Raw genomic sequence first — 24,915 nt, forward strand, 5'->3', positions numbered from 1 at the left:
GCGCACCCTGTGCCGTACGGGCGGGCACCTCCCACCCTAAACGCCAACCGTGTCCGTGGGGCAGGGCGGACGGACCTGCCGCCACCCCTCCCGTGGGCGGGCCCGTACGGCCCGGTGATCCCCCAAGTGACCCACGGGTACCGGAGAGTGAAACCCCCGGTGTTCCGAACCGTCGCAAAAGCGGACGGTCCCGGTGATGTCGTACGGCCGCCCTGCGGCCCCGGCCGGTCAGTCCATCCGGCGGGCGCCGCCGAGCAGCCCGGTCTCGGCGTCGGTGGCCTGCGTCATCACGAACTGGCGGTCGCCGGGGGTGCACCACAGCGTCACGCCGTCGGCGAGCGTCGACAGGGCCTCCCACTCGGCCTGCTGGAGGCCCATGATGCGGCCGATCCTGGCGGCCTCGTCGGGGGACACCCGCTGCACCCCGACGAGCGAGGACTTCTCCAGGAGGCGCGGGGCCACCGGGCTCAGATAGGGCAGCAGCGTCACCACCGACTGCCAGGGCCCGGAGACGACCCGGCCGCGCGGCGGCCGCATCCCGCAGTCGCGGATCACCACCACGGGGCTGCCCGCGGACGCGCCCTGCGGCGGCACCCGGCCGACGTCATGCAGCGCGATGCAGGGCTGTCCGCCGCCCGCCGCCTGGGCGAGCGCCGTCCACACCTGCGCGCGGCCGGTCTCGACGGCGATCCGCGCACCGGTCGCCGCCGCCCGCAGCGCGAGCACCTGCGCCGTCCAGAGCCCGCCGATCAGCGTGACGTCGTACGCGGTGGGCCGGTTGATGCCGAGCACCGCGGGCCGCCCCTCGGCGTCGACGCCGACGACCACGCCGTCGTCGCCCACCGGCAGCGCCAGCGCGCCGAGCTGGTCCACCGGGACCGCGTGCCGCTCGCGGCGCGGCCCGACGAGCCCGAAGCCGAAGCGGGGCTTGCCGCCCCGCCCCGTACGCCGGTCGCCATGACCGCCGGACGCGCCCCCGCGCCGTACCGGAGCGAAGGCACCGGGCGGCGTGCCGCCCACTATCCCGCTGTCCGACCCCGCCGGAACCGACGCGCCCGCCGGACCTGACGGACTCGTGCCGTTCCCGGCACCCGGAACGGCGCCCGGAGCGGAGTGCGCCGGATACCCCGGCTGAGCCTGATTCATCGGGTTCATCTGCTGGTTCATCTGGTTCGTCGGACCGCCCGGACTCGTCATCAGCGCGCACCCCCCAACGGCAGCGTCGCCAGCATCCCCGGCACCTGCTCGCGGTCGAGCCGCACCAGACCGGTCTTCACCCCGCGGGCCACCCGCTCCAACTCGTGCCGGGCGGCGATCAGTTCCTCGTCGCTGCGCCCGGTGATCCGGACGTGCCCGGCCACCGCGACCTCCTGCCGGTCGCCGCCGCTCAGCGTGAGGCTGAACGTCGTGGCCAGCGCGGGCAGCGAGGTGAGCAGCGCCACCAGCTGCGGCAGCGCGGCCCCGGCGCCGCCCGCACCGCCGAGCTGGGGCCAGCGGCCCACCCAGTACGTGGTGTGGCGGCGGTCGTCGACCCGCCAGGTGCGGGCGGTCTCCTGGGTGCGACGGCCCGGCGCCTGGCCGCGGCCCGCCTGCGCTATCGCCATCGGGCTGGCGCAGGTGGAGGTGGCGAGCGCCGCCGTCAGTTCCTGCTCGCCGAGCAGGGTGGCGGTGAAGCCCGCGCCCGCGAGCCGGCTCGCGAGCTGGTCCGCCGCCCGGACCAGGCACTTCTGCGCGCCCTCCAGACCGCCACCGCGCGCGTCGACGGCCTCCGGGCAGAGCTCGGGGTCGAGTTTGAGCGCGATCCAGGTGATGCGGACCGCCGGCGAACCCGTCTGGGCCTGCAGCGGGCCGTAGTTGCGGGCGGCCATGGACTGCGCGGGCAGGTGCGGCGCGGGCGCGGGCTGGGTGTGCTGCACGATCTGCGCCGACTCGAGCCGGACGCCGTCGACCGCGAGCACGTCCCTGACCAGGCCCACCGGCAGCGGCTTGGCGCCGCGGTCGGTCCGCAGCGCCGTCGACTCCGACTCGATCCGCACGACCGCCGTCAGGAACGTGCCGTCGCCGATCATCCCGATCGGGCGCCGGTCGCGGTCGCTGTACGTGTAGGTGCGCAGCGCCGGGTCGCACTCGACGACCGGGGCGAGCCCCGGCTCGGTGCCCTCGGGCACGGTGAAGGAGGCGGCGCGGCGGGTGCGGGCGCGCAGCGCGAGGAAGGTGGTCAGCCACTCGGGCAGCGAACGCCGGTGCCTGCGCACCACCGCGAGCAGCACGAGCAGCGCGGCGACCACGCCCGCGGGCACCAGCATCAGCTTGTCGACGACGGCCGCGACGACCAGCGCGGCGGCCGCCACCTCGATCAGCACGAGCTGTTGCAATCGGAACGCACCGAAGTGTCCCGGGCGGGCCTGGAGCCTCGGCGAGGCCGAGGAGGACACCGTGGACGAATCCGGCGAACCGGGCCCCTGAGTGGGGGAGACGGAGCGCGCGGAAGCGCGTCGGGCCCGTCCGGGCCGCGTCCGCGTCGCGGAAGCCATGATGGAGAATCCCCCTCAATTCGTCCCGATCACCCTGGCCCGCCAGGCCATTGGCGGCCGGATCACCCTACCCGCCCCCCACACGGCGGGGTACAGCAGGCATAGTAGGGGGCCGGTCCGACAGCCGGGGCCCGGGCGCCATGCTCCCCGGACCCCGCGCGACGACTGCGCCTGACGAAAATGGGGACTCATGGCATCACGGCGGGACGAGCTCAACGCGTACACCTTTGCGAAGAAGCGCACGGTCGCGGCATTCCTCCAACCTTCCCCCTCGGGTACGGAGGAGGGGGCGCCCAAGCCGCTGCGGGCGCTCGTCCCGGGGCTCGTCGTCGGCGCGCTCGTGATCGCCGGTTTCGGCGCCTGGGGGATGTTCCGGCCGACCGCGCCCAAGGGCTGGGACGACCCCGGCCGGAAGGTGATCGTCGGCAAGCAGTCCACCACCCGCTATGTCGTGCTGAGCACCGGCAAGGGCAAGGACAAGAAGACCCTGCTGCACCCGGTGCTCAACCTCGCCTCCGCCCGGCTGCTGCTCAACCCGGACGACTTCCAGGTCGTCCAGGTCGACGACAAGACGCTGGACCTCGGCAAGCCGCCGCGCGGCCCGATCCTCGGCATCCCGTACGCCCCCGACCGGCTGCCCGCCGCCGAGGACGCGGGCACCGCCAAGCGCTGGGCGGTCTGCGAACAGCCCGGCGGCGGCAGCGGCGGCAGCGTGCAGAAGGCCGCCTTCGTCTTCGCCAAACGTGACAAGGACCGGGCGGCCGGCCGCAACAAGCTGGGCCCCGGTCAGATGCTGTACGTGAAGGGCCAGAAGGACTCGGCGCAGTATCTGATCGACGACATCGGCACCAAGTACCGGATCAACGAGAAGGTGCCGAGCCTGATGGTGGCCCTGATCGGGCAGGACCAGAAGCCGCAGCAGGTCACCGACGACTGGCTGGACACCCTGAAGACCGGCGACCGGATCGACTTCCCGGTGCTGCCGGCCCCCGCGGGCACCACGGCGGGAGCGGGACTCGACAAGGAGCAGGACAAGGTGGGCATGGTCCTGCTCGCCCAGACCGGCGCGGGACCGCAGCACTATGTGGTGCTGCCAGGAAAGGTCCAGCCGGTGTCCGACTTCACCGCCTGGCTGCTCATCAACGCCTCGTCGGGCATCGGCATGGAGGGCAAGGCCAGCACGGTCGACGTGGCCGCCGTCAGCGGCGCGGACCGGAAGCCCTTCGCGGGCGAGCGGAATTGGCCGCAGCGCCAGGTCCGGCAGGTCAACACGGTGGGCGGCGCGGGCGCCCGGGACACCGTCTGCTCGGTCCTGGAGCACGTCGGCGAGAAGGGCGAGACCACCCTGTCGACCTGGGCGGGCCCCGAGTACCCCGCCGACATCACGACCGGCGGCACCAGCACGTACGTCACCCCGGGCACCGGACTGCTCTACATGCAGACCCAGGGCCAGCAGTCCCGCCCGAACGGCGGCTCGCTGTTCCTCGTCACCGACACCGGACTGCGGTACGCGGTGCAGGCCAACGGCGACAGCGACGCGAGCCGTTCGAACATCGGCACCGGGGACCAGCAGAAGACCTCCGACGGCCGCCCGGAGCCCTCGGACGCGCAGAAGCGGCTCGGCTACGCGAACGTGACGCCGGTGCTCGTACCGCAGGAATGGTCGGAGTTCCTGTCGAAGGGGCCGCGCCTCGACACCAACAGCGCGCGGCAGCCGCAGGGTTCGTGAGTCGGTTCGTGGGTCGGTTCGTGGGTCGAGTCGTGAGGGGACGGCATCCGGTGACTCCGGTGACGATGAGGGCCGAGCGCGCCAGGTGCGCGGGGGGCGAAGGGGCGCGCCGAACCGGGGCGTTGCTCGCGGTGACGGCGCTCACGGCGGGCTCGCTGCTGCTCGCGGCACCGCCCGCCGGGGCCACGGAGGCAACCGGGGCGCCGCCGACGGTCCTCGACGGCGGCGGCGAGTGCACCTTCCCGATGAAGCGCCAGATCGAGGGCGTCCCCTGGCCGTTGCAGCGGGTGCTGTTCGACGAGCTGTGGAAGGACACCAAGGGCAAGGGTGTCCGGGTCGCCGTCATCGACACCGGCGTGGACATCAAGAACCCGCAGTTGAAGAAGGCCGTGGACGCCAAGGCGGGCAAGGACTACCTGAAGCCCGACAAGCAGAACCCTGGCCCGGACAACGACAGGCGCGGGAAGACCGGCGGCACCGAGGACATCGTCGGCCACGGCACCAAGGTCGCCGGAATCATCGCCGCCAGGCCGGACAAGGGCACCGGGTTCGTGGGGATCGCGCCGGAGGCGACGATCATCCCGATCCGGCAGAACGACGAGAAGAACAGCGGCAAGTCGGACACGATGGCCGACGCCATCAAGCACGCCCTCGCCAAGGGCGCGCAGGTCATCAACATCTCGCAGGACACCACCCAGCCGCTCGGCCCCGGATCGTCACTGGGCCGCGCGGTCGCGGAGGCACTGTCGAAGAACGTGGTGGTCGTCGCCTCCGCGGGCAACGACGGCATGGACGGCAAACTCAAGGACACCTATCCCGCCGCCTTCCCCGGAGTGCTGGCCGTCGGCTCCAGCGACCGCAACAACGAGCGCGCCGCGTTCTCCCAGTCCGGCGACTTCGTGGGCGTCGCCGCGCCCGGCGTCGACATCGTCTCGACCGTGCCCCTCGGCGGCCAGTGCGTCGACAACGGCACCAGCTTCTCCGCCCCCTATGTGGCGGGCGTGGCGGCCCTGCTGCGCGCCAAGTACCCGGACTGGACGGCCGCGCAGATCGTCACCCGGATCGAACAGACCGCCACCCGCTCCGTCAACGGCCGGGACGACCACGTGGGTTGGGGCGTCATCGACCCGGTCCGCGCCCTCGCGGACGGCCCCGAACCCCCGACCACGGGCCCGACCCCCGACCCGGGCCCCCCGAAGGCCCAGGCCCCCGAACCGGCCGCCCTGGCCGCCTCGGAGACCCCGCAGGAGCGCGACGAGCGGCTCGCCACGTACGCGCTCGGCATCGGCGGCGTACTGGTGGCGGTGGTGGCGGGCACGGCGGTGGTGATCCGCGACGGGCGGCGCCGCCGGGAGACGTATCTGAGTAGGAATACCTAGGTAACTTTGCAGTTGGAACTGTCGTACCGAGTCGTTAGAGTGGGCGAGTTCGTGCGGGTGACGAGGGGGAGCTGAAGTGGCGGGGCCGAACGGGGACGGCGGTAACCAGGGGCTCGACGTCGGTGACGTGACGCTCCTGACCTTCCAGTCGCGTATGCAGAAGCTGGTCGACGAGCTCAAGGGTTCACCGGCCGAGCACAGCAAGATCGGCGAGCAGAAGGTCACGGCCGCGTCGTACGGCACGGGCTTCGCGGCGGCGGGTGAGCTGCACGGGGCGTACGAGAAGGTGCGCACGCGGCTCGAAGAGCTGACGAAGATCTTCGGCGAGACGATCGAGGCGATGGGGATCCGCGCGAGGATCGCGGACAAGGGTTACGCGGGCGTGGACCAGGAGCAGTTGGACCGGTACCGCGCGATCCAGAAGACCACGAAGGACGATCACGACAAGCACTACGGAACGGATGTTCCGGGCGCGGCCAAGCCGGAGCAGCCGGCCAAGCCGACGACCGGCACCGATTCCGGTGGATTCAGCTAGACGGGGGAGGGCAGCACGATGTCTGGAGAGTTCGAGGGCAAGTCCCTGGACGCTCTGTACGCGATGATCGCCTCGGCGAAGCCCGAGGAGATCAGCGGCGCCGGGACGGCGCTCGCGGCGGCGGCCCCGAAGATCCTCGCCATAGCGGCGGATCTGCGGCACTACGTCTCCCGCGTGGAGTGGGAGGGCGCGGGTGGCGACGCCTTCCGCACCTGGGCCGCCGGGATGGTCTCCGAGACGCTGGTCCTCGGTGACTTCACCAAGGTCGTGTCCACGGAGATGAAGACCGCGGGCCAGGCCCTCACGGAGGCGAAGGCCGCCGTGCCGAAGCCCGCGGGCATGTGCTTCGCGGACCCGGAGAAGGAGAAGGCCCGCCTGGCGGCGGAGACCGGTCCGAAGCTCCAGGAGGCCATGCACCAGATGGAGCGGCTTTCGTCGTACTACACGACGACGAGCAACCGGCTGGCGTCGGAGCGGCAGCCGGAGTTCAAGCCGATGGGCGACGCGGGCTTCACCGGGAACGAGCGCGAGTACGGCCCCGGCAACACCACCACCACGGGCAACCGTTCGTCCACGGACCGGGGTTCGTCCACGGTCGACCACGTCTCGCTCAAGCATGCGGTCCAGCCGCCCGCCACGGACGACACCGGGCGGCACGTGCCGGATCCGGTCAACCCGCCGTCGGTGGGTCACTCGCCGGTCACGCCGCCGCGCCCGACCCACCCCGACGTGAGCACCGACCTGGACTCGGTGACGCTCACGCCGCCGCCGGTCACGACCACGCCGCCGCCCGTGCAGCCCCCGGTCACCACGCCGCCTCCGGCGCCGCACCAGCAGCTGCCGGTTCCGCTGCCGCCCACGGTTCCGCCGCTGGGCCAGCCGAACGGCGTCCAGCCGTCCCGTACGCCCGTCACGGGTCTGCCGAGCCCGGCGACCCGCACCGGACTTCCCGGCGGCCCGAGCACCCTCGGTCCGATGGCGCGCCCCGAGGGCATCACGGGCGGCCGTCAGGTCCCCGGCCGCCCGATGACGGGCCAGCCGATGGGCCGGTCGCCGATGGGCACCGTGATCGGCGAGGAGCGCGGCTCGTCTCCGTACGGCCGTGGCGGCGCGGGCATGCACGGCCCCGGCGGCGGTGTCTCCGGCGGCAGCCCCGTCGGTGGCCAGACCGGCGCGGGCCGCCGCCTGGCGACCCAGCCCGGTGGAACCGTCGGCGGCCGGCCGGCGTCCGGTGTGAGTGGACGCTCGGCCTTCACCCCCGGTGGTACGGGTCTGGTGCGTCCCCCCGCTTCGACGCAGTCGGGCGAGGAGGAACGGCGCAGCCCCCGCAACCGCCCCGACTATCTGTCCGAGGACGAGGAGACGTGGACCTCGGGCCAGCGCCAGATCGTCCCGCCCGTCATCGACTAGGAGCCCGCCGCACATGTCCCCCTTCACCCGCGTCGCCCGTCGCCGAGCAGCAGCCCTGCTCGGCGCGCTGACGGCCGCCGCCGCGACGCTGACCGTCACGGCCCCTGCGGCCACGGCGGACGACATGCGGTCGCGCGAGTGGTACCTGGACGCGATGAAGGCGGACCAGATGTGGAAGGTGGCGACGGGCAAGGGCATCACCGTCGCCGTCATCGACACGGGTGTCGACTCGACGCTGCCGGAACTGCGGGGGAAGGTGCTGCCGGGGCGCAATTTCGACACCGGCGGCGCGGGCAGGGTGGACGACGAGGACACCGACCGGCACGGTACGAACATGGCTCTCACGATCGCGGGCAGCGGGGCCGACGGCGGCGTGAAGGGCATCGCCCCGGACGCGACCATCCTCCCCGTGAAGACCGGCGCCAACTGGAACTTCGACTGGACGGCGACGCACAAGGGCATCAAGTACGCCGTGGACAACGGTGCCCGCGTGATCAACGTCTCGCGTGGCGGTCCCGCGCTCAAGGAGTACACGGCCGAGTGGCGGAAGACGGTCGACTACGCCCTCAAGAAGGGGGCGTTGGTCTTCGCCGGTTCCGGCAACGACCGGAGCGGAAGCCCGTCCTACCCGGCGTCCATCCCCGGAGTCGTCGCCGTCGGGGCCGTGGACACCAAGGGCTCGGTCGCCACGTTCTCCAACTACGGGCCGCACCTCGCCCTCGCCGCCCCCGGCGTCGAGATCCCCGGGCGCTGCACGAAGGACAAGACCAAGTTCTGCGCGGGCGAGGGCACCAGCCAGGCCACCGCCATCGCCTCCGGCTCCGCCGCCCTCATCTGGTCGGCGCACCCCGACTGGACCGCCAACCAGGTCCTCCGCGTCATGATGGAGACGGCGGGCCACAACGGGCCGGTCCCGTCCAAGTACATCGGCTACGGAACGGTCCGCCCCGCCCAGGTCCTCCTCGAGGGCAAGGGCGACCCCGGCGACCCGAACGTCAACCCGCTGCTCGCCGCCCAGGGCGTCGGCGCGGGCGCCACCCCCGCAACACCGAAGACAACACCCAAGACCTCCCCCTCTCCTGAGAACACGGGGGCAGGTGACGAAGGCCAGGTCGCGGACCGGGCCGCAGCGCCCGACGAGGGCGGGTTCCCGCTCTGGGTCATCGTCGCCGGTGCCGTCGCCGTCGTTGCCGTGATCGGCTTCGTCGTGCTGGCGGGAGTACGCAGGAGAGCGTCGACAGACGCATGAACAACGCCATCGACAACAACGAGGAGCTTCACAATGGGCACTCCCGCAGGTGGGTTCGGACTTGCCGACGACCCGGTCGTCAAAGCCAAGAACAAGATCACTGAGACCGCCGACGCGGTGAGCAAGCAGGCCCGCGAGATGGCCAACATCCTCGAGACCTGCAGCGCGGGCTGGACGGGTGTCGGTGCGGTCGGCTTCAAGCAGGCGCAGACCCTCCTCAACGAGGACCACGACACCATCCGTCGCCTGCTGAACGTGCTGCTCACCGCCGTCGGCGAGACGAAGAACCTGAGCAACGCCAACGACGACGACGTGCGCGCCACGTTCGCCGCCGTGAACCACTCCTCGCTCAACAACATCTGACGTAGAAGGGGGACGAGAGCATGTCTGTCGACAACGCCGGCACCCGGGTTCGGTACGAGAGCGTCCAGGAGATGGCCAACCGCCTCCGCACGGTCTCGCAGAACATCATCAAGGACCTCCAGGAGATGGACGCGGCCCTGAAGGTCGTCACCGACACGTGGGACGGTGACGCCCACCGGGAGTACGAGATCCTGCAGGGCAAGTACAAGAAGCGCGCCGAGGACATGAAGGACCGCCTCGAGAAGACGGCGAAGATCATCGAGCAGGGCAAGGACAGCTACCGCTCGACCGACGTCAAGGCGTCGCGCCTCTTCACCGAGTCCTTCTGACCGGTCCGGTAGGCGACGCAGCCGGGCACCCGTACGCGTCGTACGACGAGAAGGGCCCGCTCCTCACCGGAGCGGGCCCTTCTCGTACGCGCGTCGTGCCGCGCCGGCGCTACGCGAGGTCGAACTCGCCGTCCTTCGCGCCGAGCACGAACGCGTCCCACTCCGCCTTCGTGTACCGCAGCACGGTGTCGTGGTCGAGGGACGACCGCATGGCGATCGCGCCGCCCGGCAGATGGGCGATCTCCACCCGCTCCTCGTCGGGGCTGGTCCCCGGGGCGCCCTGCCAGTCGACGCCGCTGATGTCGAGCGCGTACAGCTCGTCCTTCTCCTGCTGAGTGCCCATCCGGCTGCTCCCTCTCGTCGTTGCGGATCAATCATCGCCGCCCGGCGGCACGGCTGTCAGCCTGACGCCGGAATCGGCCCCACCGGAACGTGGGCGGTCTCTCCCCGCCGGATCCCGGCCGGATCCACGGCGGTGTCACAGCTGCGCGGCGAGGCTCTCGGCCAGCTTCCGGATCGCGTCGCCCGGGACCGCCGACTTCCCGGCCTCGCCCGCGGTCACCATCAGGGCCACATCGCCCTTGCCGCCGGGGTCGAGCCGTACGGTCACCACGTTGCCGCCGGCCGTCGGGACCGCCGTGCCCCGCTCGGCCTTCATGGCCTTGTCGAGGTCGGCCCGCAGCGCGTCGACCGGGGATCCGGTGGCGAACTGCATCGCGGGGGCGAGCCCGTTGAGGGCGGAGCCCTGTTCCGTGGCGATGACGTGGACGACGAGCTCGTCGGCGCCCACGTGATAGGTGCAGCTGATGGTGGCGCCGGGCTTGCCGCCCCAGAAGGACTGCGGGTCCGTCGACCGCCCGCCCTCCGCCTCGGCCACGGGCTCGTCCGCGCCGGCACCGCGCCCGCCCGGCTCGACGGGCGCGGTCAGCCCGGCGTCACCGGCCGCCGCCTTCACGTCGACCGGCAGCGGACAGTCCGCCGCTGTGCCGGTGCCGCTCTTCGCGTCCTTCTGGGTCCGCTCCGACAGCTCGATCACCCGATCGAGCCCCATCGCCCCGGCCCCGGCCCCGGAACCGCCCTCGCCCCCGCCACACCCGACGACCCCGACCAGCCCGGCGCCCAGCACCACGGCCAGCACTCCACTCCGAACCCCGCCCCGCACCCGCCTCACGACCCGCTCCTCTTCGTCTCCGGCGCGACGACCGGTTCCTTCGCCAACGGCTTGTTCTCGCAGCCCAGCATTTCCGTGACATCACGCGTCATCAGATACAGGTACCTGAGCCGCTGCTCCCGCGCCGCCTCGTCCAAGTCCCGCCCTCGGTCGATCGTCAGTGCCGCGTCGGCGCGCAGCACCGCCGAGCGGGACGGCTCGGCGAGGTCGCCCGGCAGGGTGCACTCGACGTACAGACCGGCGGAGAGAGGGCCGGTGACGCCCGTGGCGCCGTTCAGGCCGTAGCGCTCGGCCGAGTCCTGGCCGCGCTGGTCGGCGGGGTTCCAGGCGTAGTCGAGGACCATCCGCTCCTCGCTGCCCTCGGGGAAGTACCCGCAGAGGTAGGTGGGGACGGTGGAGCGGCGGTCCTCGCGCTCGCGCAGGTTCTTCCTCATGCGCGCCACGAAGTCCTCGTCCGGCGTCTCCACCTTGGCGGTGAACTCGTCCGTACCCAGGACCGCGCGCAGCGCCTGCCCGGTCGCCGACGCCGCCGCTGGGCCGCACAGGCCCCGCACCTGGCCGGAGTCCCCGCCCGAGGTGCAGGCCGCGGCGCCCAGGGCGAGCGCCGCCGCCAGGGCCGCGGCGGCGAGGCCGCGCGCCCCGGGCCGACCGCTCACGGCGTCCTCGACGGCGTCGGGGTTCCCGGCTCCTTCACCGGCGCGTCGACCGCCTTCACGACCGGTTCCTTCGCCAACGGCTTGTTCTCGCAGCCCAGGACCTCGGTGGCGCGGTGCGTCATGCGGTAGACGAACTCCAGCTGTTGATCCTGAGTGCCGTGATCCCGCACCGGGCCCAGGTTCATCGTGAATGCGGCGTCCGCGTGCAACAGCACCTTCCGCGACGACTCCTGAAGGCTGCCGGGCAGGACGCACGAGACGTAGAGGTGCGTCGAGATGTCGTCGGACCGCCCGGTCGCGCCGTTGACCCGGTACTCCCGGCTCTCCTTGTCGTCGGGCCGCCGCGCCGGCACCGGCGAGGGCACCCACGCGAAGTTGACCGTGGCGCGGCCCACCCCGGGCTGCCCGTTCGGCACATAGGCGCAGCCCGAGACGGTGTAGGTCGCCGCCGGATCCGCGATGTCGCGGAGGGTCTCTTCCATTCGCTCCGCCCAGCGCCGGTCGCTGGGCTGGTACCAGTCGGTCCGGAAGTTCTTCGTACGGATCACCGTTCGCAGCAGCCGCTCCTCGGCGGAGCCGGGCTCGACCTTACAGAGGCGGTCCTCGGGCGGGCTCGCCGGCTGGGGCGAGCAGGAGGTCAGGGCGAGGGCCGCGAGGGCCGCGAGCGCGAGCCGCGTACGGCGGGTCAGATCGTTCATCCCAGGTGCTTCTTGGCCTCGTTGATACCTGCGTCGTGACCTTCGTACGCGGAGTCGCGCGCGGAGTTGAACGGACCGGTGTCCAGGTGCTCCTGCCGCTGCCACTCGTTGAAGATCTTGGTCATTCCCTGTTTCCCCGAGGCGAAGTTGTTGCTGATCTCCTTCTTCCGCTCCTCCTCCGCGAGGTCGGTGACGTCCTTCACCCATTCGTACTTGACCGAGTCGATGATCGAACCGCCGACGGTGCCGACCACCGGGATCTCCCCGATCATTCCGTTGACCGCGGCGGCGGTGTGCTCCGAGGTGCCCTCGGCCCACTTCACCCGGTCGTCCTCCTTGTCCATGTAGACATCGGCCCCGATCTCGTTCAGGGCGCCCATGGCCATGCCGATGTTCCGCGACCGGTGGTCCCACTCGGCGCTGGACGAATGCTTCGGGTCCCCGGAGAACGGCGGTGCCTCGCCGAGCTGGTGGGCCGAGTAGGCCCGCTCGGCCTCGTAGAGCAGCGCGTACGACGGGCCGTCGTCGGCGATCCCGCGCATGACACGGATCAGGCTGCCCTGGCCGACGGCGATGTGGGAGTTCTCGCCGGGACCCGCGAGGGTGGTGATGTCGTCCTTGCCGTCGACCTCCCCGTAGTCCGACTCCTGCCCGTTCAGCGTGATGTGCGTGTCCGCCACGTAGTCCGCGAGCGCCCGCGCCATCGGCTGCCGGATGTTGGCGAGGTTGTCGTCGAACTCGTCGCCGCCCTTGTCGTCGTCCAGGATCTGGATCGCGCTCTGCATCACCCGCGCCTGCCCCTCCGTGTGCGCCCCCACCGCCCCCAGCGGCTCGCCCGGCGCGTGCCCCGTCGCCGCCGCCTGGATCGCGTTGCCGAGGCCCTGGGCCTTTGTCGGGTCCGCCATCTCCATCGGGGCCGAGTAGAGGGTGTTCATCAGCGGGTCGGGCCACTTGCGGTCGCTGAGCAGGAACTTGAGGTGCTCGTTGGTGTTCCCGGGGGCCTTCGGGTCGAGGAAGTACTCGGCGTCGCCCGGGTCCTTGCTCATGATGTTGAGGACCGCGTCCAGCGGGTCGTTGACGATGTTCGGGCGGGTTCCGTCGAAGAAGTGCAGCCAGACCTGCGGCTTGTCCTTCTCGATGGCGATCATGTGGTCGCCGATCTCGTTGAGGAACTCCTTGCCGTACGCCTTGGGGTCGCCCGCGTTCATCAGCGTCGCCAGCATCTGGTAGCCCAGCGTCGGCTGGGTGTTGCTCGCGAGGTTCTGGCCGCCGAGCTCCTTCAGGCCGTCGACGAACGGCCGGTACGCGTAGCTCTTCGGGTCGCTGGTGCCCGCCGCGATCGTGTCCGCGAGGCCGGTGTTGATCGACTGGTACAGCTTCTTGTCGGCGTCCGACAGGCCGCGTTCGTTCGCCGCCAGGTTCATCCGGTCGGCGATCTTCAGGGCGTCCTTGGCGCCGAGGCCGTCCAGGTACGCCTCGCTGAAGTGCTTGTCCTTGGAGTTCTGGGCCAGCAGATCGCGGTAGTGGGCCAGCTCCTCCTTCGACGCCTTGCCGTCGCGGACCTTGTCCGAGAGCGCCAGCGCCTCCACCGCCTCGACGTCGCCGACCGGCTTGGAGTTGAAGCCGAGCGCCGCCGTGCCGTCGGCGCCCGACGCGTTCAGGAGGGCGACCTTCACGTCCGCGTCGAAGTCGCTCACCGCCTTCACCGCGTCGCTGATCTTGCGGGTGTACGACAGCTCCGTCTCCCGCAGATCGGGGTCGTGCCGGATCGAGTTCGCCGACTGCGCGTCCACCTTGCTGTAGTCGAAGCTCGCGCTGCCCGACTCGTTGACCTTCATCCCGGCCGTGACCGCCTCGTCGACGGCGGACTTCACCCGGCCCTTGAGCTCGGTGAGCGTGCCATAGGCGTCGCGCAGCAGCGACTCCATGGCCAGCGCCTCCTTCTGCGCCGACGCCAGCTCCTTGCGGGTGATGCCGAAGGACATGTTGCCGAACTGCTGGGCCTGGCCGGTCCACAGCGGGCCGCCGGTGGCGACGCTCTGGACCTCCTTGCCGTACTGCTCCTCGACCTTCTTGAACTTCTCGGCCATGCTCTTCCAGCCCTCGGCGGCCGTGTTCAGCTTGCCGAGGTCGGTCTGCATGATCTCCTGGTACGTCGGCATTTCCGGTCTCCCCGTGATCGCCGTGAGGCGGTTTCCGCTACCGCCCCGACCCCGCTACAGCCCCGACACCTTCGACTGCTGCACCGGCGTGAAGGTGAACCGGGTGTCGATGTCATTGCCCTGGAACAGGTTCGACGCGCTCCGCAGCGACGTCTTCTCCGAGTCGAAGCGCGCCATCAGCCGCTTCACCTGGCCGTCCCAGTGCTCGTGCGCCTGCTTCAGACCGGCCGCCGTGTCCCAGCCCTTGAGCTCCGTGACGGCCCCGTTGGTGCCCTCGTCGGCCGCGTCCGCCGCTGCCTTGGTGTCCGGCTGGATGTGGTTCTCGATGACCCCGGCCGCCGCCTTCTTCTTCTCCGGCGTGGTCGCGAGGTCCGTGTTCCCCGACCCGGGCCCGGCACCGGGCGCCTGGTTCAGCCGCATGGCCGACTCCTGCCCCTGGCCTGGCCCCGACGCCGCCGCGCCGGACGGGTCCGGCGACGCGCCGGACAGAGCGGTGTTCTTGGCTTGCGACCATTCCTCGGCGAACGAGTCGAGTGCCACGGCAGCCCCCTTCACATCAGTGGCACGATATTTGCAGTTCCGAAGTGATCATGTCCCCATGAAAAGGGCCACGGTCGGAAGTCGCACCCGAACCGTGACCCCATACCGGTGAAATACGGGCGCCATCTCCCGGCAGCGCCCGTATCGGACTTCATCGCTCCGGCAACCGGCCCGTCTGCACCAGCGAAGCCTGGCCCCGCCGCGAGACGAACAGACCACGGCCGGGCGGCATCGGCCGGGGCCGCGCGTTGCCGAGCAGATCGCCCTCGCCCGGGTCGCCCGACAGCACCACGCCCTGCGCGCCCAGCTCCTTGATGCGCTGCATGAACGACTCGTACATCGACCGCGAGGCGCCCGCGCTGTTGCGGGCGATGATGAAGCGCACCCCGGTGTCCCGCGCGAACGGCAGGAACTCGGCCAGCGGCGCCAGCGGGTTGCCCGCGCTCGTCGCCACCAGGTCGTAGTCGTCGATCATGATGAACACCTGCGGGCCCGACCACCAGCTGCGGTCCCGCAGCTGCTGCGGCGTCACGTCCTGCGGCGGCTGGCGCCGCGCGAACACCCCGCCCAGCGCCTCCATGTGCATCTGCAGGGAGCTCGCCATCGGCGCGTACTCGAGCAGGTGCTCCTCCGGCAGGCTGCCGAGCAGCGAACGCCGGTAGTCGCCGACGACCAGCTTCGCCTCGTCGGGGGAGTAGCGCTCGCCGATCTGCTTGGCGATCAGCCGCAGCAGGTTGGTCTTGCCGGACTCGCTCTCGCCGAACACCAGGAAGAACGGGTCGGTGTCGAAGTTGACGAACACCGGCTCCAGACGCGTCTCGTCGATGCCGATCGCGATGCCGTGCTGCGGGAACTCGAACCCCTTCGGCAGCCGGTCGGCCGGCAACTGGTGCGGGAGCAGCCGGACCGGCGGGGTCGCCGGGCCGTGCCACGCGGACGCGACCGCCTCCACGAACGCGGTCGTCCCGGCCGCCAGGTCCTGCGCCGAGCTCGAACCGTCGATCCGCGGCAGCGCGCCCATGAAGTGCAGCTTCTCCGGGACCTGGCCGCGGCCCGGCACCCCGGTCGGCACGTTCGCCGCGACCTTGCGGTCGAACTCCGAGTCCATCACGTCACCGAGCCGCAGCTCCAGACGGCCCAGCATCTGGTCCTTCAGGGCCGCCCGGACCTCCATGTAGCGGGCCGCCGTGACGATCACATGGATGCCGTAGCCGAGGCCCCGCGCGGCCAGGTCGGAGACGGACGCCTCCAGGCCCTCGTACTCGGTCCGGAAACCGCCCCAGCCGTCCACGACCAGGAAGACGTCCCCGTACACCTCGGAAGGCAGCTCACCCGCGGCCCGCTTGCGCCGGTACGTCGCCATCGAGTCGATGTTGTGCGCCCGGAAGAACTCCTCGCGCCGGTTCAGCACCCCGAGCACCTCGGCCACCGTGCGCCGCACCCGCTCCGGGTCGAGCCGCGAGGCGACCCCGCCCACGTGCGGCAGGTCCGCGAGCAGCGACATGCCGCCGCCACCGAAGTCCAGGCAGTAGAACTGCACCTCGGCCGGGGTGTGGGTGAGCGCGAACGACGACACCAGGGTGCGCATCAGCGTCGACTTGCCCGACTGCGGACCGCCGACCACCATCATGTGGCCCGCCGCGCCCGAGAAGTCCCGGTACAGCACCTCACGCCGCTGCTCGAACGGCTTGTCGATGAGCCCGAGCGGCACCGTGAGCCCGCCCGAGCGGGTGTACTCCGTCGCCGTCAGGCCCCGGTCCGCGGTCTGCGCGAGCCCCGGCAGCAACTGGTCGAGCGACGGCGCCTGGTCGAGCGGCGGCAGCCACACCTGGTGCGCCGGCACCCCCTGACCCTCAAGCCGCCGCACGATCACGTCGAGCACGGTGTCCGCGAGCGCGTCGTCGTCCTCGCCGCGCCCCGCCGTCAGATACGCCGGGTCGGGCGCCGCGTACACCACCGGCACCGGCGTCGCCGTGAACAGCGCGGGCCGCCGCTCGATCGGCAGACTGCCCAGTTCGAGCCGCGGCCCGTCCGAGCGGTAGGTGCCGGAGACGTACGCCGCCTTGAACCGGGTCATCTCGTCCGTACCGAACTTCAGATAGCCCGAACCCGGCACCGACGGCAGGTGGTAGGCGTCCGGCACACCGATCGCCGTCCGCGACTCCGCCGCCGAGAAGGTCCGCAGACCGATCCGGTACGACAGGTACGTGTCCAGGCCGCGCAGCTTGCCCTCCTCCAGGCGCTGCGACGCGAGCAGCAGGTGCACACCCAGCGAACGGCCGATCCGGCCGATCTGGATGAACATGTCGATGAAGTCCGGCTTCGCCGTGAGCAGCTCGCTGAACTCGTCGATGACGAGCACCAGCGACGCCAGCGGCTCCAGCGGCGCACCGGCCGCCCGGGCCTTCTCGTAGTCGTGGATGTTGGCGTAGTTGCCCGCCGACCGCAGCAGCTCCTGGCGGCGCTGCAGCTCGCCGCGGATCGCGTCGCCCATCCGGTCGACCAGCGTCAGGTCGTCCGACAGGTTGGTGATGACCGCCGCCACGTGCGGCATCTGCGACATGCCCGCGAAGGTCGCGCCGCCCTTGAAGTCGGCGAGGACGAAGTTCAGCGTCTCCGACGAGTGCGTCACCGCGAGCCCGAGCACCAGCGTCCGCAGCAGCTCCGACTTGCCGGAACCGGTCGCGCCCACGCACAGGCCGTGCGGGCCCATGCCCTCCTGCGCCGCCTCCTTCAGGTCCAGCATGACCGGCTGGCCGTCCTCGCCGACACCGATCGGCACCCGCAGCCGCTCCGCCACCGACCGCGGCCGCCAGGTCCGCGCCACGTCCACCGAACCCGCGTCGCCCAGATTCAGCAGATCCGTGAAGTCCAGATTGGCGAGCAGCGGCTCGTCGTCGTCACCGCCGCCCATCCGCAGCGGCGCCAGCTGCCGGGCCAGCGCCTCGGCCGCCTCCCGGGACATGCCGTCCGGCACGCCCTCGTACGCGAAACCGCCCCCCGACTCCAGCCGCAGCCGGCCCGGCCGCACCACCACGGAGAGACCGCCGCGCGGCTCGTCGAGCTCGCCCGACACCACCTCCACGATGGTCACGCCCTGCAGCCCCTCGGCCGCCGCGAACAGCGAGTCCGGCGGTACGAGCCCGCCGCGCGGCGAGTCCGGGTCGAGCACCACCACCACATGCGGCTGGTCGAGCACCGGCTGGCTGTCCCGGCCGAACCGCGGCCGGCCGTCGAGCCGCCCCCGGATCAACTGCTCGAGCTCGCTCAGATCGTCGCCGAACAGCCGCTTCGTCCCGGCCCCGTCGACCGTGCCCGGCACCTGAGTGTGCGGCAGCCACTTCGTCCAGTCCCAGCGCTCCTGCGCGCCCCGGGCCGCCACCACGGCCACCATCAGGTCCTCGGGGGAGTGCAGCGTCACCAGCTGCGCCACCAGGGCGCGCGCCGCGGCCTGCGCCGACTCCGGATCGCCGGACACCGTCACGTGGTAGAAGGCCCGCATCGACACCGCCATCGGCAGCCCGTCCAGCGTGCCGTGCACCGCGAGGAACTGCTGCATCGCGCCCGCGCACAGCGGCTCCAGCTCGTCCACCGGCGCCGTCTCCGGAGCCACCAGCGGCGTCGCCAGCTGCTGCGCCCCCAGCCCGATCCTGGCCTGCGCGAAGTCGTGGTCGCCGACCCGGCGCTCCCACACCCGCGAACCCTCCGCGACCACCGACCACAACTGCTCGGGCGCCGGGTGCAGATAGAGCTGCGCGTCCCGCTGACGGCGCGCCGTGCGCCGGACCGCACGCCGGGTCTGGGCGAGGTATTTGAGGTAGTCCCGCCGCACATCGGCCATTTGCCCCTGCGACCCGCGACGGAATCTGACGAACTGCGCGATGGCCATGCCGACCGTCGACGCGAGCATCAGCGTGCCCATGATCCGCATGATCGGCGACGGCGTCATGAAGAAGAACACCACCGACGAACCCATGCCGAGCATCGGCAGGAGCTGCATCAACGCCGACTCCTGCTGCCCCCGCGGCAGTTCCGGCGGAGCCTCCAGGACCAGTTCCTCGCCGGGGACTTCCGGCGGCAGGGACCTCGGCGGGCGTTTGACGACGATCTGGCTCACCGGCGCATCAATCCCTCGTTACGGGCGGGCTCGTGGAGAGTTCACCGCACCAGCGCCCCCGTCGACTGTGTTCGATGCGGACTCCCCGTGAGAGCAGGATCCTACTTGCAGCCGTCGGCGCCCCGCCCCGGTAGGGTGACGCCGCATCGTGCGCAACCGCGAATCAGGGGGTCCAGACACGTGAGTACGACCGCAGCGACCGGCTTCTGCCGCGTCACCGTCGTGGCGCCGGACAGCCGCATCGACGTCGCACTCCCGGAGGACATCGCCGTCGCCGACGTCTACCCCGAGATCCTCCGGCTCACCGGCCAGACCCAGCCCGTCGGCGCACCCACCGGCTACCACCTGGTGCGCCGCGACGGCTCCGTCCTCGACGGCGCCCGCACCCTGGCCGCCCAGCGGATCCTCGACGGCGAGGTGCTCAGCCTGCGCCCGTTCGCCGCGTCGCTGCCGCCCGCCGTCTACGACGACGTCTCCGACGCCGTCGCCTCCGCCGTCGGCCGCGACCGCCACCTGTGGAGCGACGAGCTGCTGCGCGGCGCCGGACTCGCCGGCGGGGTGCTGCTGCTCATCCTGATGGGCTTCGTGCTCTGGTTCGCCGACCCGGTCCGGCACGACATGCACAGCCTGCCCGGCGTCATCGCGGGCGCCGCCGGTGTCCTGCTCACCGCCTTCGCCGGGGTCCGCGCCCGGGTGTACGGCGACCGGGCCACCGCCGTCGCCCTCGGTCTCGGCGCGCTCCCGCTGCTGCTCATCGCGGGCTCCGGCATCGTCGCCGCCGACCCCGGCCAGGGACCGGGACGCCTCCAGTTCCTGCTCGGCTGCGTCACCGTCCTGGTGGCCTCCGTCACCCTGGTCGCGCTCACTCCCAGCGGCGACGCCCCGTTCGTCGCCGCCACCTTCCTGGCCGTCGTCGGCACCCTCGCGACCTTCCTCGCGATCCTCACCGAGGCGTCCGCCACCGGCACCGCCGCCGTCTGCGTCCCCGCCGCCATCGGCCTGGTCGCCTTCCTGCCCGGCCTCTCCGCCCGCTTCGCCCGGCTGCCCATCGGCTACGCCTCGCCGCGCAGCGCCGCCGACGAGGAGTTCCACGCCGACCCGCACCAGCCCGCCGCCGAGGGCCGCCCGGTCGACGGCGAGCGCATCGCGCTGCAGGCCAGGCGCGGCCACGAGATGCTGCTCGGCCTGGTCGGCGGCTGCGCCGCGGTCGTCGTCGGCGCCTGCGCGGTGCTCGGCTTCGCCGGGAACGTCTGGGGCCAGCTGCTCGCCCTCGCCGCGGGCCTCGCGATGCTGCTGCGCGCCCGGCTGTTCCGCTACACCTCGCAGGTCGCCTGCGTCCTGGTCGCCGGACTCGCCTCGATCGCGCTGCTCGTCCTCGGCCTGTCCCTGAACCCGCCGGCCGACCTGGTGCGGGACCTGCTGGTGCACGGCGACCGCGGCGGCCTCGACATCCGTACCATCTGGCTCGCCGCGGCCGTCGCCGCCGGAGCCGCCCTGATCACCGCGATCGGCCTGATCATCCCCAGGAAGGGCCTGTCCCCGTTCTGGGGCCGGCTGCTCGACCTCACCGAGGGCTTCGTGCTGCTCGCCCTGGTCCCGCTCTGCCTCGCCGTCCTCGACGTCTTCATGCGGGCCCGCTCGCTCACCGGCTGAGCCGGGCCCGCACGGCCCGGTCCCCTGGACCCTGGGCGGGGCACGGGCCCGCGGCCGGGCCGTACCCGCGAGCTGGTACGCTGTGTGACGGCCGTTCGTGTACGCGCTCCCGGAAACCCCTCGCGGGCCTGGGGGCAGCGCTCATCGGACCTTCCGCCCGCCGAGTCACAGAAGATTCCCCTGAGACCAAGACCAGGGGCACTCGCGGGCGCACGAACCAAGAGGAGAACCGCGTGGCTCTCGACGCCGCCGTCAAGAAGCAGATCATGGCCGACTTCGGTACCAAGGAGGGCGACACCGGCTCCCCCGAGGTCCAGGTGGCCATGCTGTCCCGCCGTATCTCGGACCTGACCGAGCACCTCAAGACCCACAAGCACGACCACCACTCCCGTCGTGGTCTGCTGATCCTGGTCGGTCAGCGCCGCCGCCTGCTGCAGTACCTGGCCAAGAAGGACATCCAGCGCTTCCGTGCGCTGGTCGACCGCCTGGGCATCCGCCGCGGTGCGGCCGGCGGCGCCAAGTAAGCAGCTGGTGAAGGGAGCGGTTCCCACTTTCAGGGGGCCGCTCCCTTTGCTGTACGTGCGCGATGTGGGTACCGGCATTTAGTCTGGTCACGCAACGCCACACATACCGCGCGAGAAGCAGCCGGCCCGTCGCCGGTCCTCGGTAGTGGCCCCCGGAGCACCGTCCCGGGAGCTTCGATCGAAGACCGGCCCCGCCACCACACCGCTTCTCCCGCACCGTCCCCGCGCCACACGGGCACCGGGACGCGAAGACGAAGACGTAGGAGAAACCGCTAGTGGAGAACGAGACCCACTACGCCGAGGCCGTCATCGACAATGGCGCCTTCGGCACCCGCACCATCCGCTTCGAGACCGGCCGGCTGGCCCGTCAGGCCGCCGGCTCCGCCGTCGCCTACCTCGACGACGACACCATGGTGCTCTCGGCGACCACCGCCTCGAAGAAGCCCAAGGACCAGCTCGACTTCTTCCCCCTCACGGTGGACGTCGAGGAGCGGATGTACGCCGCCGGCAAGATCCCCGGCTCCTTCTTCCGCCGGGAGGGCCGCCCCTCCGAGGACGCGATCCTCACCTGCCGCCTGATCGACCGCCCGCTGCGCCCGTCCTTCAAGAAGGGCCTGCGCAACGAGATCCAGGTCGTCGCCACGGTCATGGCGCTCAACCCCGACCACCTGTACGACGTCATCGCGATCAACGCCGCGTCCGCGTCCACCCAGCTGGCCGGTCTGCCCTTCTCCGGTCCGATCGGCGGCGTCCGCGTCGCGCTGATCAAGGGCCAGTGGGTCGCGTTCCCGACGCACACCGAGCTCGAGGACGCCGTCTTCGACATGGTCGTCGCGGGCCGCGCCCTGGAGGACGGCGACGTCGCGATCATGATGGTCGAGGCCGAGGCCACCGAGAAGACCATCCAGCTCGTCAAGGGCGGCGCCGAGGCCCCGACCGAGGAGGTCGTCGCCGCCGGTCTCGAGGCCGCGAAGCCCTTCATCAAGGTCCTCTGCAAGGCCCAGGCCGACCTCGCCGCCAAGGCCGCCAAGCCCGAGGGCGAGTTCCCGGTCTTCCTGGACTACCAGGACGACGTGTACGAGGCGCTCGCCGCCGCGGTCCGGGGCGAGCTCGCCCAGGCGCTGACCATCGCGGGCAAGCAGGACCGCGAGGCCGAGCTCGACCGCGTCAAGGAGCTCGCCGCCGAGAAGCTCCTCCCGGCCTTCGAGGGCCGCGAGAAGGAGATCTCCGCCGCCTACCGCAGCCTCACCAAGGCGCTGGTCCGCGAGCGCGTCATCAAGGACAAGGTCCGCATCGACGGCCGCGGGATCACGGACATCCGTACCCTCGCCGCCGAGGTCGAGGCCATCCCGCGCGTGCACGGCTCGGCGCTGTTCGAGCGTGGCGAGACCCAGATCCTGGGCGTCACCACCCTCAACATGCTCCGCATGGAGCAGCAGCTGGACACCCTCTCCCCGGTGACCCGCAAGCGCTACATGCACAACTACAACTTCCCGCCGTACTCCGTCGGCGAGACCGGCCGCGTCGGCTCCCCGAAGCGCCGCGAGATCGGCCACGGCGCGCTCGCCGAGCGCGCGATCGTGCCGGTCCTGCCGACCCGCGAGGAGTTCCCCTACGCGATCCGTCAGGTGTCCGAGGCCCTCGGCTCCAACGGTTCGACGTCCATGGGCTCGGTCTGCGCCTCCACCATGTCGCTGCTGAACGCCGGTGTGCCGCTGAAGGCCCCCGTCGCCGGTATCGCCATGGGCCTGATCTCCCAGGAGATCAACGGCGAGACGCACTACGTCGCCCTCACCGACATCCTCGGTGCGGAGGACGCCTTCGGCGACATGGACTTCAAGGTCGCCGGTACGAAGGAGTTCGTCACCGCCCTCCAGCTCGACACCAAGCTGGACGGCATCCCGGCCTCCGTCCTGGCCGCGGCCCTCAAGCAGGCCCGCGACGCCCGCCTCCACATCCTCGACGTGATGATGGAAGCGATCGACACGCCGGACGAGATGTCCCCGAACGCCCCGCGGATCATCACGGTCAAGATCCCCGTGGACAAGATCGGTGAGGTCATCGGCCCCAAGGGCAAGATGATCAACCAGATCCAGGAGGACACCGGCGCCGAGATCACGATCGAGGACGACGGCACCATCTACATCGGTGCCGCCGACGGCCCGGCCGCCGAGGCCGCCCGCGCCACGATCAACGGCATCGCCAACCCGACCATGCCGGAGGTCGGCGAGCGCTACCTGGGCACGGTCGTCAAGACCACCACCTTCGGTGCGTTCGTGTCCCTGCTCCCGGGCAAGGACGGCCTGCTGCACATCTCGCAGATCCGCAAGCTCGCCGGTGGCAAGCGCGTGGAGAACGTCGAGGACGTGCTCGCGATCGGCTCCAAGGTCCAGGTCGAGATCGCCGAGATCGACCAGCGCGGCAAGCTCTCCCTGATCCCCGTGATCGAGGGCGAGGCCGCCGACGAGGCGAAGGACGACACCGACCAGTGACGTCCCGCAGTTCCGTGACGACGGCCCGCCCCTCCCGGGGGCGGGCCGTCGCCCGTACCCAAACGCTTCTGCCCGGCAAGGACGGCATCGGCACCGTCCGCCGCACCACCCTGCCCGGCGGCCTCCGGGTCGTCACCGAGACCCTGCCGTCGGTGCGCTCCGCCACCTTCGGCATCTGGGCGAACGTCGGCTCCCGGGACGAGACCCCGAGCCTCAACGGCGCCACCCACTACCTGGAGCACCTCCTCTTCAAGGGCACCGAGCGCCGCTCCGCCCTCGACATCTCCGCCGCGATCGACGCGGTCGGCGGCGAGATGAACGCCTTCACGGCGAAGGAGTACACCTGCTACTACGCGCGGGTCCTCGACACCGACCTGCCGCTGGCGATCGACGTCGTCTGCGACATGCTCACGGGCTCGCTCATCCTCGACTCCGACGTGGACGCCGAGCGCGGCGTGATCCTCGAAGAGATCGCGATGACCGAGGACGACCCCGGTGACGTGGTGCACGACCTGTTCGCACAGACGATGTTCGGCGACACCCCGCTGGGCCGCCCGGTCCTCGGCACCGTCGACACCATCAACGCGCTCACCCGCGACCAGGTCGCCCGCTTCTACAAGAAGCACTACGACCCCACCCGGCTGGTCGTCGCCGCCGCCGGGAACGTCGACCACGCCACGGTGGTACGGCAGGTCCGCCGCGCCTTCGACCGGGCCGGCGCCCTGACCCGTACGGACGCGGTCCCGATCGCCCCGCGCGACGGGCACCGCACCATCCGCACCGCCGGGAAGGTCGAACTGCTCAACCGCAAGACCGAGCAGGCGCATGTGGTCCTCGGCATGCCGGGCCTGGCCCGTACCGACGAGCGCCGCTGGGCGCTCGGCGTGCTGAACACCGCCCTCGGCGGCGGCATGTCCTCCCGGCTCTTCCAGGAGGTCCGGGAGAAGCGCGGCCTGGCCTACAGCGTGTACTCGTACACCTCGGGCTTCGCCGACTGCGGCCTGTTCGGCGTGTACGCGGGCTGCCGCCCGAGCCAGGTCCACGACGTGCTGAAGATCTGCCGGGACGAGCTCGACAAGGTGGCGGCCGACGGCCTCACCGACGACGAGATCGCCCGCGCGATCGGCCAGCTGTCGGGCTCCACCGTCCTCGGCCTCGAGGACACCGGCGCCCTGATGAACCGGATCGGCAAGAGCGAGCTGTGCTGGGGCACCCAGATGTCGGTCGACGACATGCTGACCCGCATCGCCCAGGTCACCCCGGACGACGTGCGCGAGGTCGCCCGGGATGTACTGGACCAGCGGCCCTCGCTGTCGGTGATAGGCCCGCTGAAGGACAAGCAGGCCGACCGGCTGCACCACGCGGTCGCCTGAG

Annotated in this window: 20 protein-coding genes; 11 read left to right on the forward strand and 9 right to left on the reverse strand. The window is 71.5% G+C overall.

The window, feature by feature from the left end; all coding sequences use genetic code 11:
- Positions 1 to 228: 228 nt before the first annotated feature.
- Entirely contained in the window at positions 229 to 1,020 is a 792-nt protein-coding gene (locus ACIPXM_RS30680; protein ID WP_401662214.1) for a hypothetical protein, read from the reverse strand.
- Positions 1,021 to 1,196: 176 nt separating this feature from the next.
- Positions 1,197 to 2,534, reverse strand: coding sequence for a type VII secretion protein EccE (gene eccE / locus ACIPXM_RS30685; protein WP_401662217.1), 1,338 nt, complete (start codon positions 2,532 to 2,534; stop codon positions 1,197 to 1,199).
- Between the two features lie 190 nt (positions 2,535 to 2,724).
- Between eccE and eccB the strand changes: the two genes are divergently transcribed.
- The 7 genes from eccB (at position 2,725) to ACIPXM_RS30720 (ending at position 9,528) form a co-directional block, all read left to right on the forward strand.
- Entirely contained in the window at positions 2,725 to 4,263 is a 1,539-nt protein-coding gene (gene eccB, locus ACIPXM_RS30690; protein ID WP_401662220.1) for a type VII secretion protein EccB, read from the forward strand.
- A 65-nt stretch (positions 4,264 to 4,328) separates the two neighbouring features.
- Positions 4,329 to 5,642 (forward strand): type VII secretion-associated serine protease mycosin, encoded by a 1,314-nt coding sequence (gene mycP / locus ACIPXM_RS30695; RefSeq protein ID WP_401662307.1) that lies wholly within the window; start codon positions 4,329 to 4,331, stop codon positions 5,640 to 5,642.
- A 76-nt stretch (positions 5,643 to 5,718) separates the two neighbouring features.
- On the forward strand, positions 5,719 to 6,177 hold the full coding sequence (locus tag ACIPXM_RS30700; protein ID WP_401662222.1) for a hypothetical protein: 459 nt from the start codon (positions 5,719 to 5,721) through the stop codon (positions 6,175 to 6,177).
- A gap of 18 nt (positions 6,178 to 6,195) precedes the next feature.
- A complete protein-coding gene (locus ACIPXM_RS30705; protein ID WP_401662225.1) occupies positions 6,196 to 7,587 on the forward strand; it encodes a hypothetical protein in 1,392 nt (463 codons plus the stop codon).
- A 13-nt stretch (positions 7,588 to 7,600) separates the two neighbouring features.
- Complete coding sequence (locus tag ACIPXM_RS30710; protein WP_401662227.1) at positions 7,601 to 8,836, forward strand: S8 family peptidase; 1,236 nt, start codon at positions 7,601 to 7,603, stop codon at positions 8,834 to 8,836.
- 33 nt (positions 8,837 to 8,869) lie between these two features.
- Complete coding sequence (locus tag ACIPXM_RS30715) at positions 8,870 to 9,199, forward strand: hypothetical protein (protein ID WP_401662229.1); 330 nt, start codon at positions 8,870 to 8,872, stop codon at positions 9,197 to 9,199.
- 20 nt (positions 9,200 to 9,219) lie between these two features.
- Positions 9,220 to 9,528, forward strand: a complete 309-nt coding sequence (locus tag ACIPXM_RS30720; RefSeq protein ID WP_401662232.1) for a WXG100 family type VII secretion target — start codon at positions 9,220 to 9,222, stop codon at positions 9,526 to 9,528.
- Positions 9,529 to 9,637: 109 nt separating this feature from the next.
- On the opposite strand, the gene ACIPXM_RS30725 is transcribed toward ACIPXM_RS30720, so the two are convergent.
- The 7 genes from ACIPXM_RS30725 to eccCa form a co-directional block, all read right to left on the reverse strand.
- Positions 9,638 to 9,871, reverse strand: coding sequence for a DUF397 domain-containing protein (locus tag ACIPXM_RS30725; protein ID WP_401662235.1), 234 nt, complete (start codon positions 9,869 to 9,871; stop codon positions 9,638 to 9,640).
- 135 nt (positions 9,872 to 10,006) lie between these two features.
- Positions 10,007 to 10,699, reverse strand: a complete 693-nt coding sequence (locus ACIPXM_RS30730; RefSeq protein ID WP_401662238.1) for a hypothetical protein — start codon at positions 10,697 to 10,699, stop codon at positions 10,007 to 10,009.
- Positions 10,696 to 11,355, reverse strand: coding sequence for a hypothetical protein (locus tag ACIPXM_RS30735; protein ID WP_401662240.1), 660 nt, complete (start codon positions 11,353 to 11,355; stop codon positions 10,696 to 10,698). The genes ACIPXM_RS30730 and ACIPXM_RS30735 overlap by 4 nt, the downstream gene beginning before the upstream one ends.
- The gene (locus ACIPXM_RS30740) at positions 11,352 to 12,053 is read right to left on the reverse strand and encodes a hypothetical protein (protein WP_401662242.1); all 702 of its coding nucleotides are present in this window, start codon (positions 12,051 to 12,053) and stop codon (positions 11,352 to 11,354) included. The genes ACIPXM_RS30735 and ACIPXM_RS30740 overlap by 4 nt, the downstream gene beginning before the upstream one ends.
- Complete coding sequence (locus ACIPXM_RS30745; protein ID WP_401662245.1) at positions 12,050 to 14,215, reverse strand: hypothetical protein; 2,166 nt, start codon at positions 14,213 to 14,215, stop codon at positions 12,050 to 12,052. The genes ACIPXM_RS30740 and ACIPXM_RS30745 overlap by 4 nt, the downstream gene beginning before the upstream one ends.
- Before the next feature lie 54 nt (positions 14,216 to 14,269).
- Complete coding sequence (locus tag ACIPXM_RS30750) at positions 14,270 to 14,755, reverse strand: hypothetical protein (RefSeq protein WP_401662247.1); 486 nt, start codon at positions 14,753 to 14,755, stop codon at positions 14,270 to 14,272.
- A gap of 151 nt (positions 14,756 to 14,906) precedes the next feature.
- The gene (gene eccCa / locus ACIPXM_RS30755; protein WP_401662250.1) at positions 14,907 to 18,872 is read right to left on the reverse strand and encodes a type VII secretion protein EccCa; all 3,966 of its coding nucleotides are present in this window, start codon (positions 18,870 to 18,872) and stop codon (positions 14,907 to 14,909) included.
- Positions 18,873 to 19,052: 180 nt separating this feature from the next.
- Here eccCa and eccD point away from each other — a divergent pair, with 180 nt between their 5' ends.
- The 4 genes from eccD to ACIPXM_RS30775 all read left to right on the forward strand — a co-directional run bounded on the left by eccD (position 19,053) and on the right by ACIPXM_RS30775 (position 24,914).
- Positions 19,053 to 20,525, forward strand: coding sequence for a type VII secretion integral membrane protein EccD (gene eccD, locus ACIPXM_RS30760; protein ID WP_401662253.1), 1,473 nt, complete (start codon positions 19,053 to 19,055; stop codon positions 20,523 to 20,525).
- Positions 20,526 to 20,758: 233 nt separating this feature from the next.
- Positions 20,759 to 21,049 (forward strand): 30S ribosomal protein S15, encoded by a 291-nt coding sequence (gene rpsO, locus ACIPXM_RS30765; RefSeq protein ID WP_189980872.1) that lies wholly within the window; start codon positions 20,759 to 20,761, stop codon positions 21,047 to 21,049.
- Positions 21,050 to 21,324: 275 nt separating this feature from the next.
- Positions 21,325 to 23,541: a polyribonucleotide nucleotidyltransferase gene (locus ACIPXM_RS30770; protein ID WP_401662256.1), complete on the forward strand. Its 2,217-nt coding sequence runs from the start codon at positions 21,325 to 21,327 to the stop codon at positions 23,539 to 23,541.
- Complete coding sequence (locus ACIPXM_RS30775) at positions 23,538 to 24,914, forward strand: M16 family metallopeptidase (protein WP_401662258.1); 1,377 nt, start codon at positions 23,538 to 23,540, stop codon at positions 24,912 to 24,914. The genes ACIPXM_RS30770 and ACIPXM_RS30775 overlap by 4 nt, the downstream gene beginning before the upstream one ends.
- Position 24,915 lies beyond the last annotated feature (1 nt).

The sequence above is a fragment of the Streptomyces sp. NPDC090025 genome (assembly GCF_044748125.1).
GTDB lineage: Bacteria > Actinomycetota > Actinomycetes > Streptomycetales > Streptomycetaceae > Streptomyces.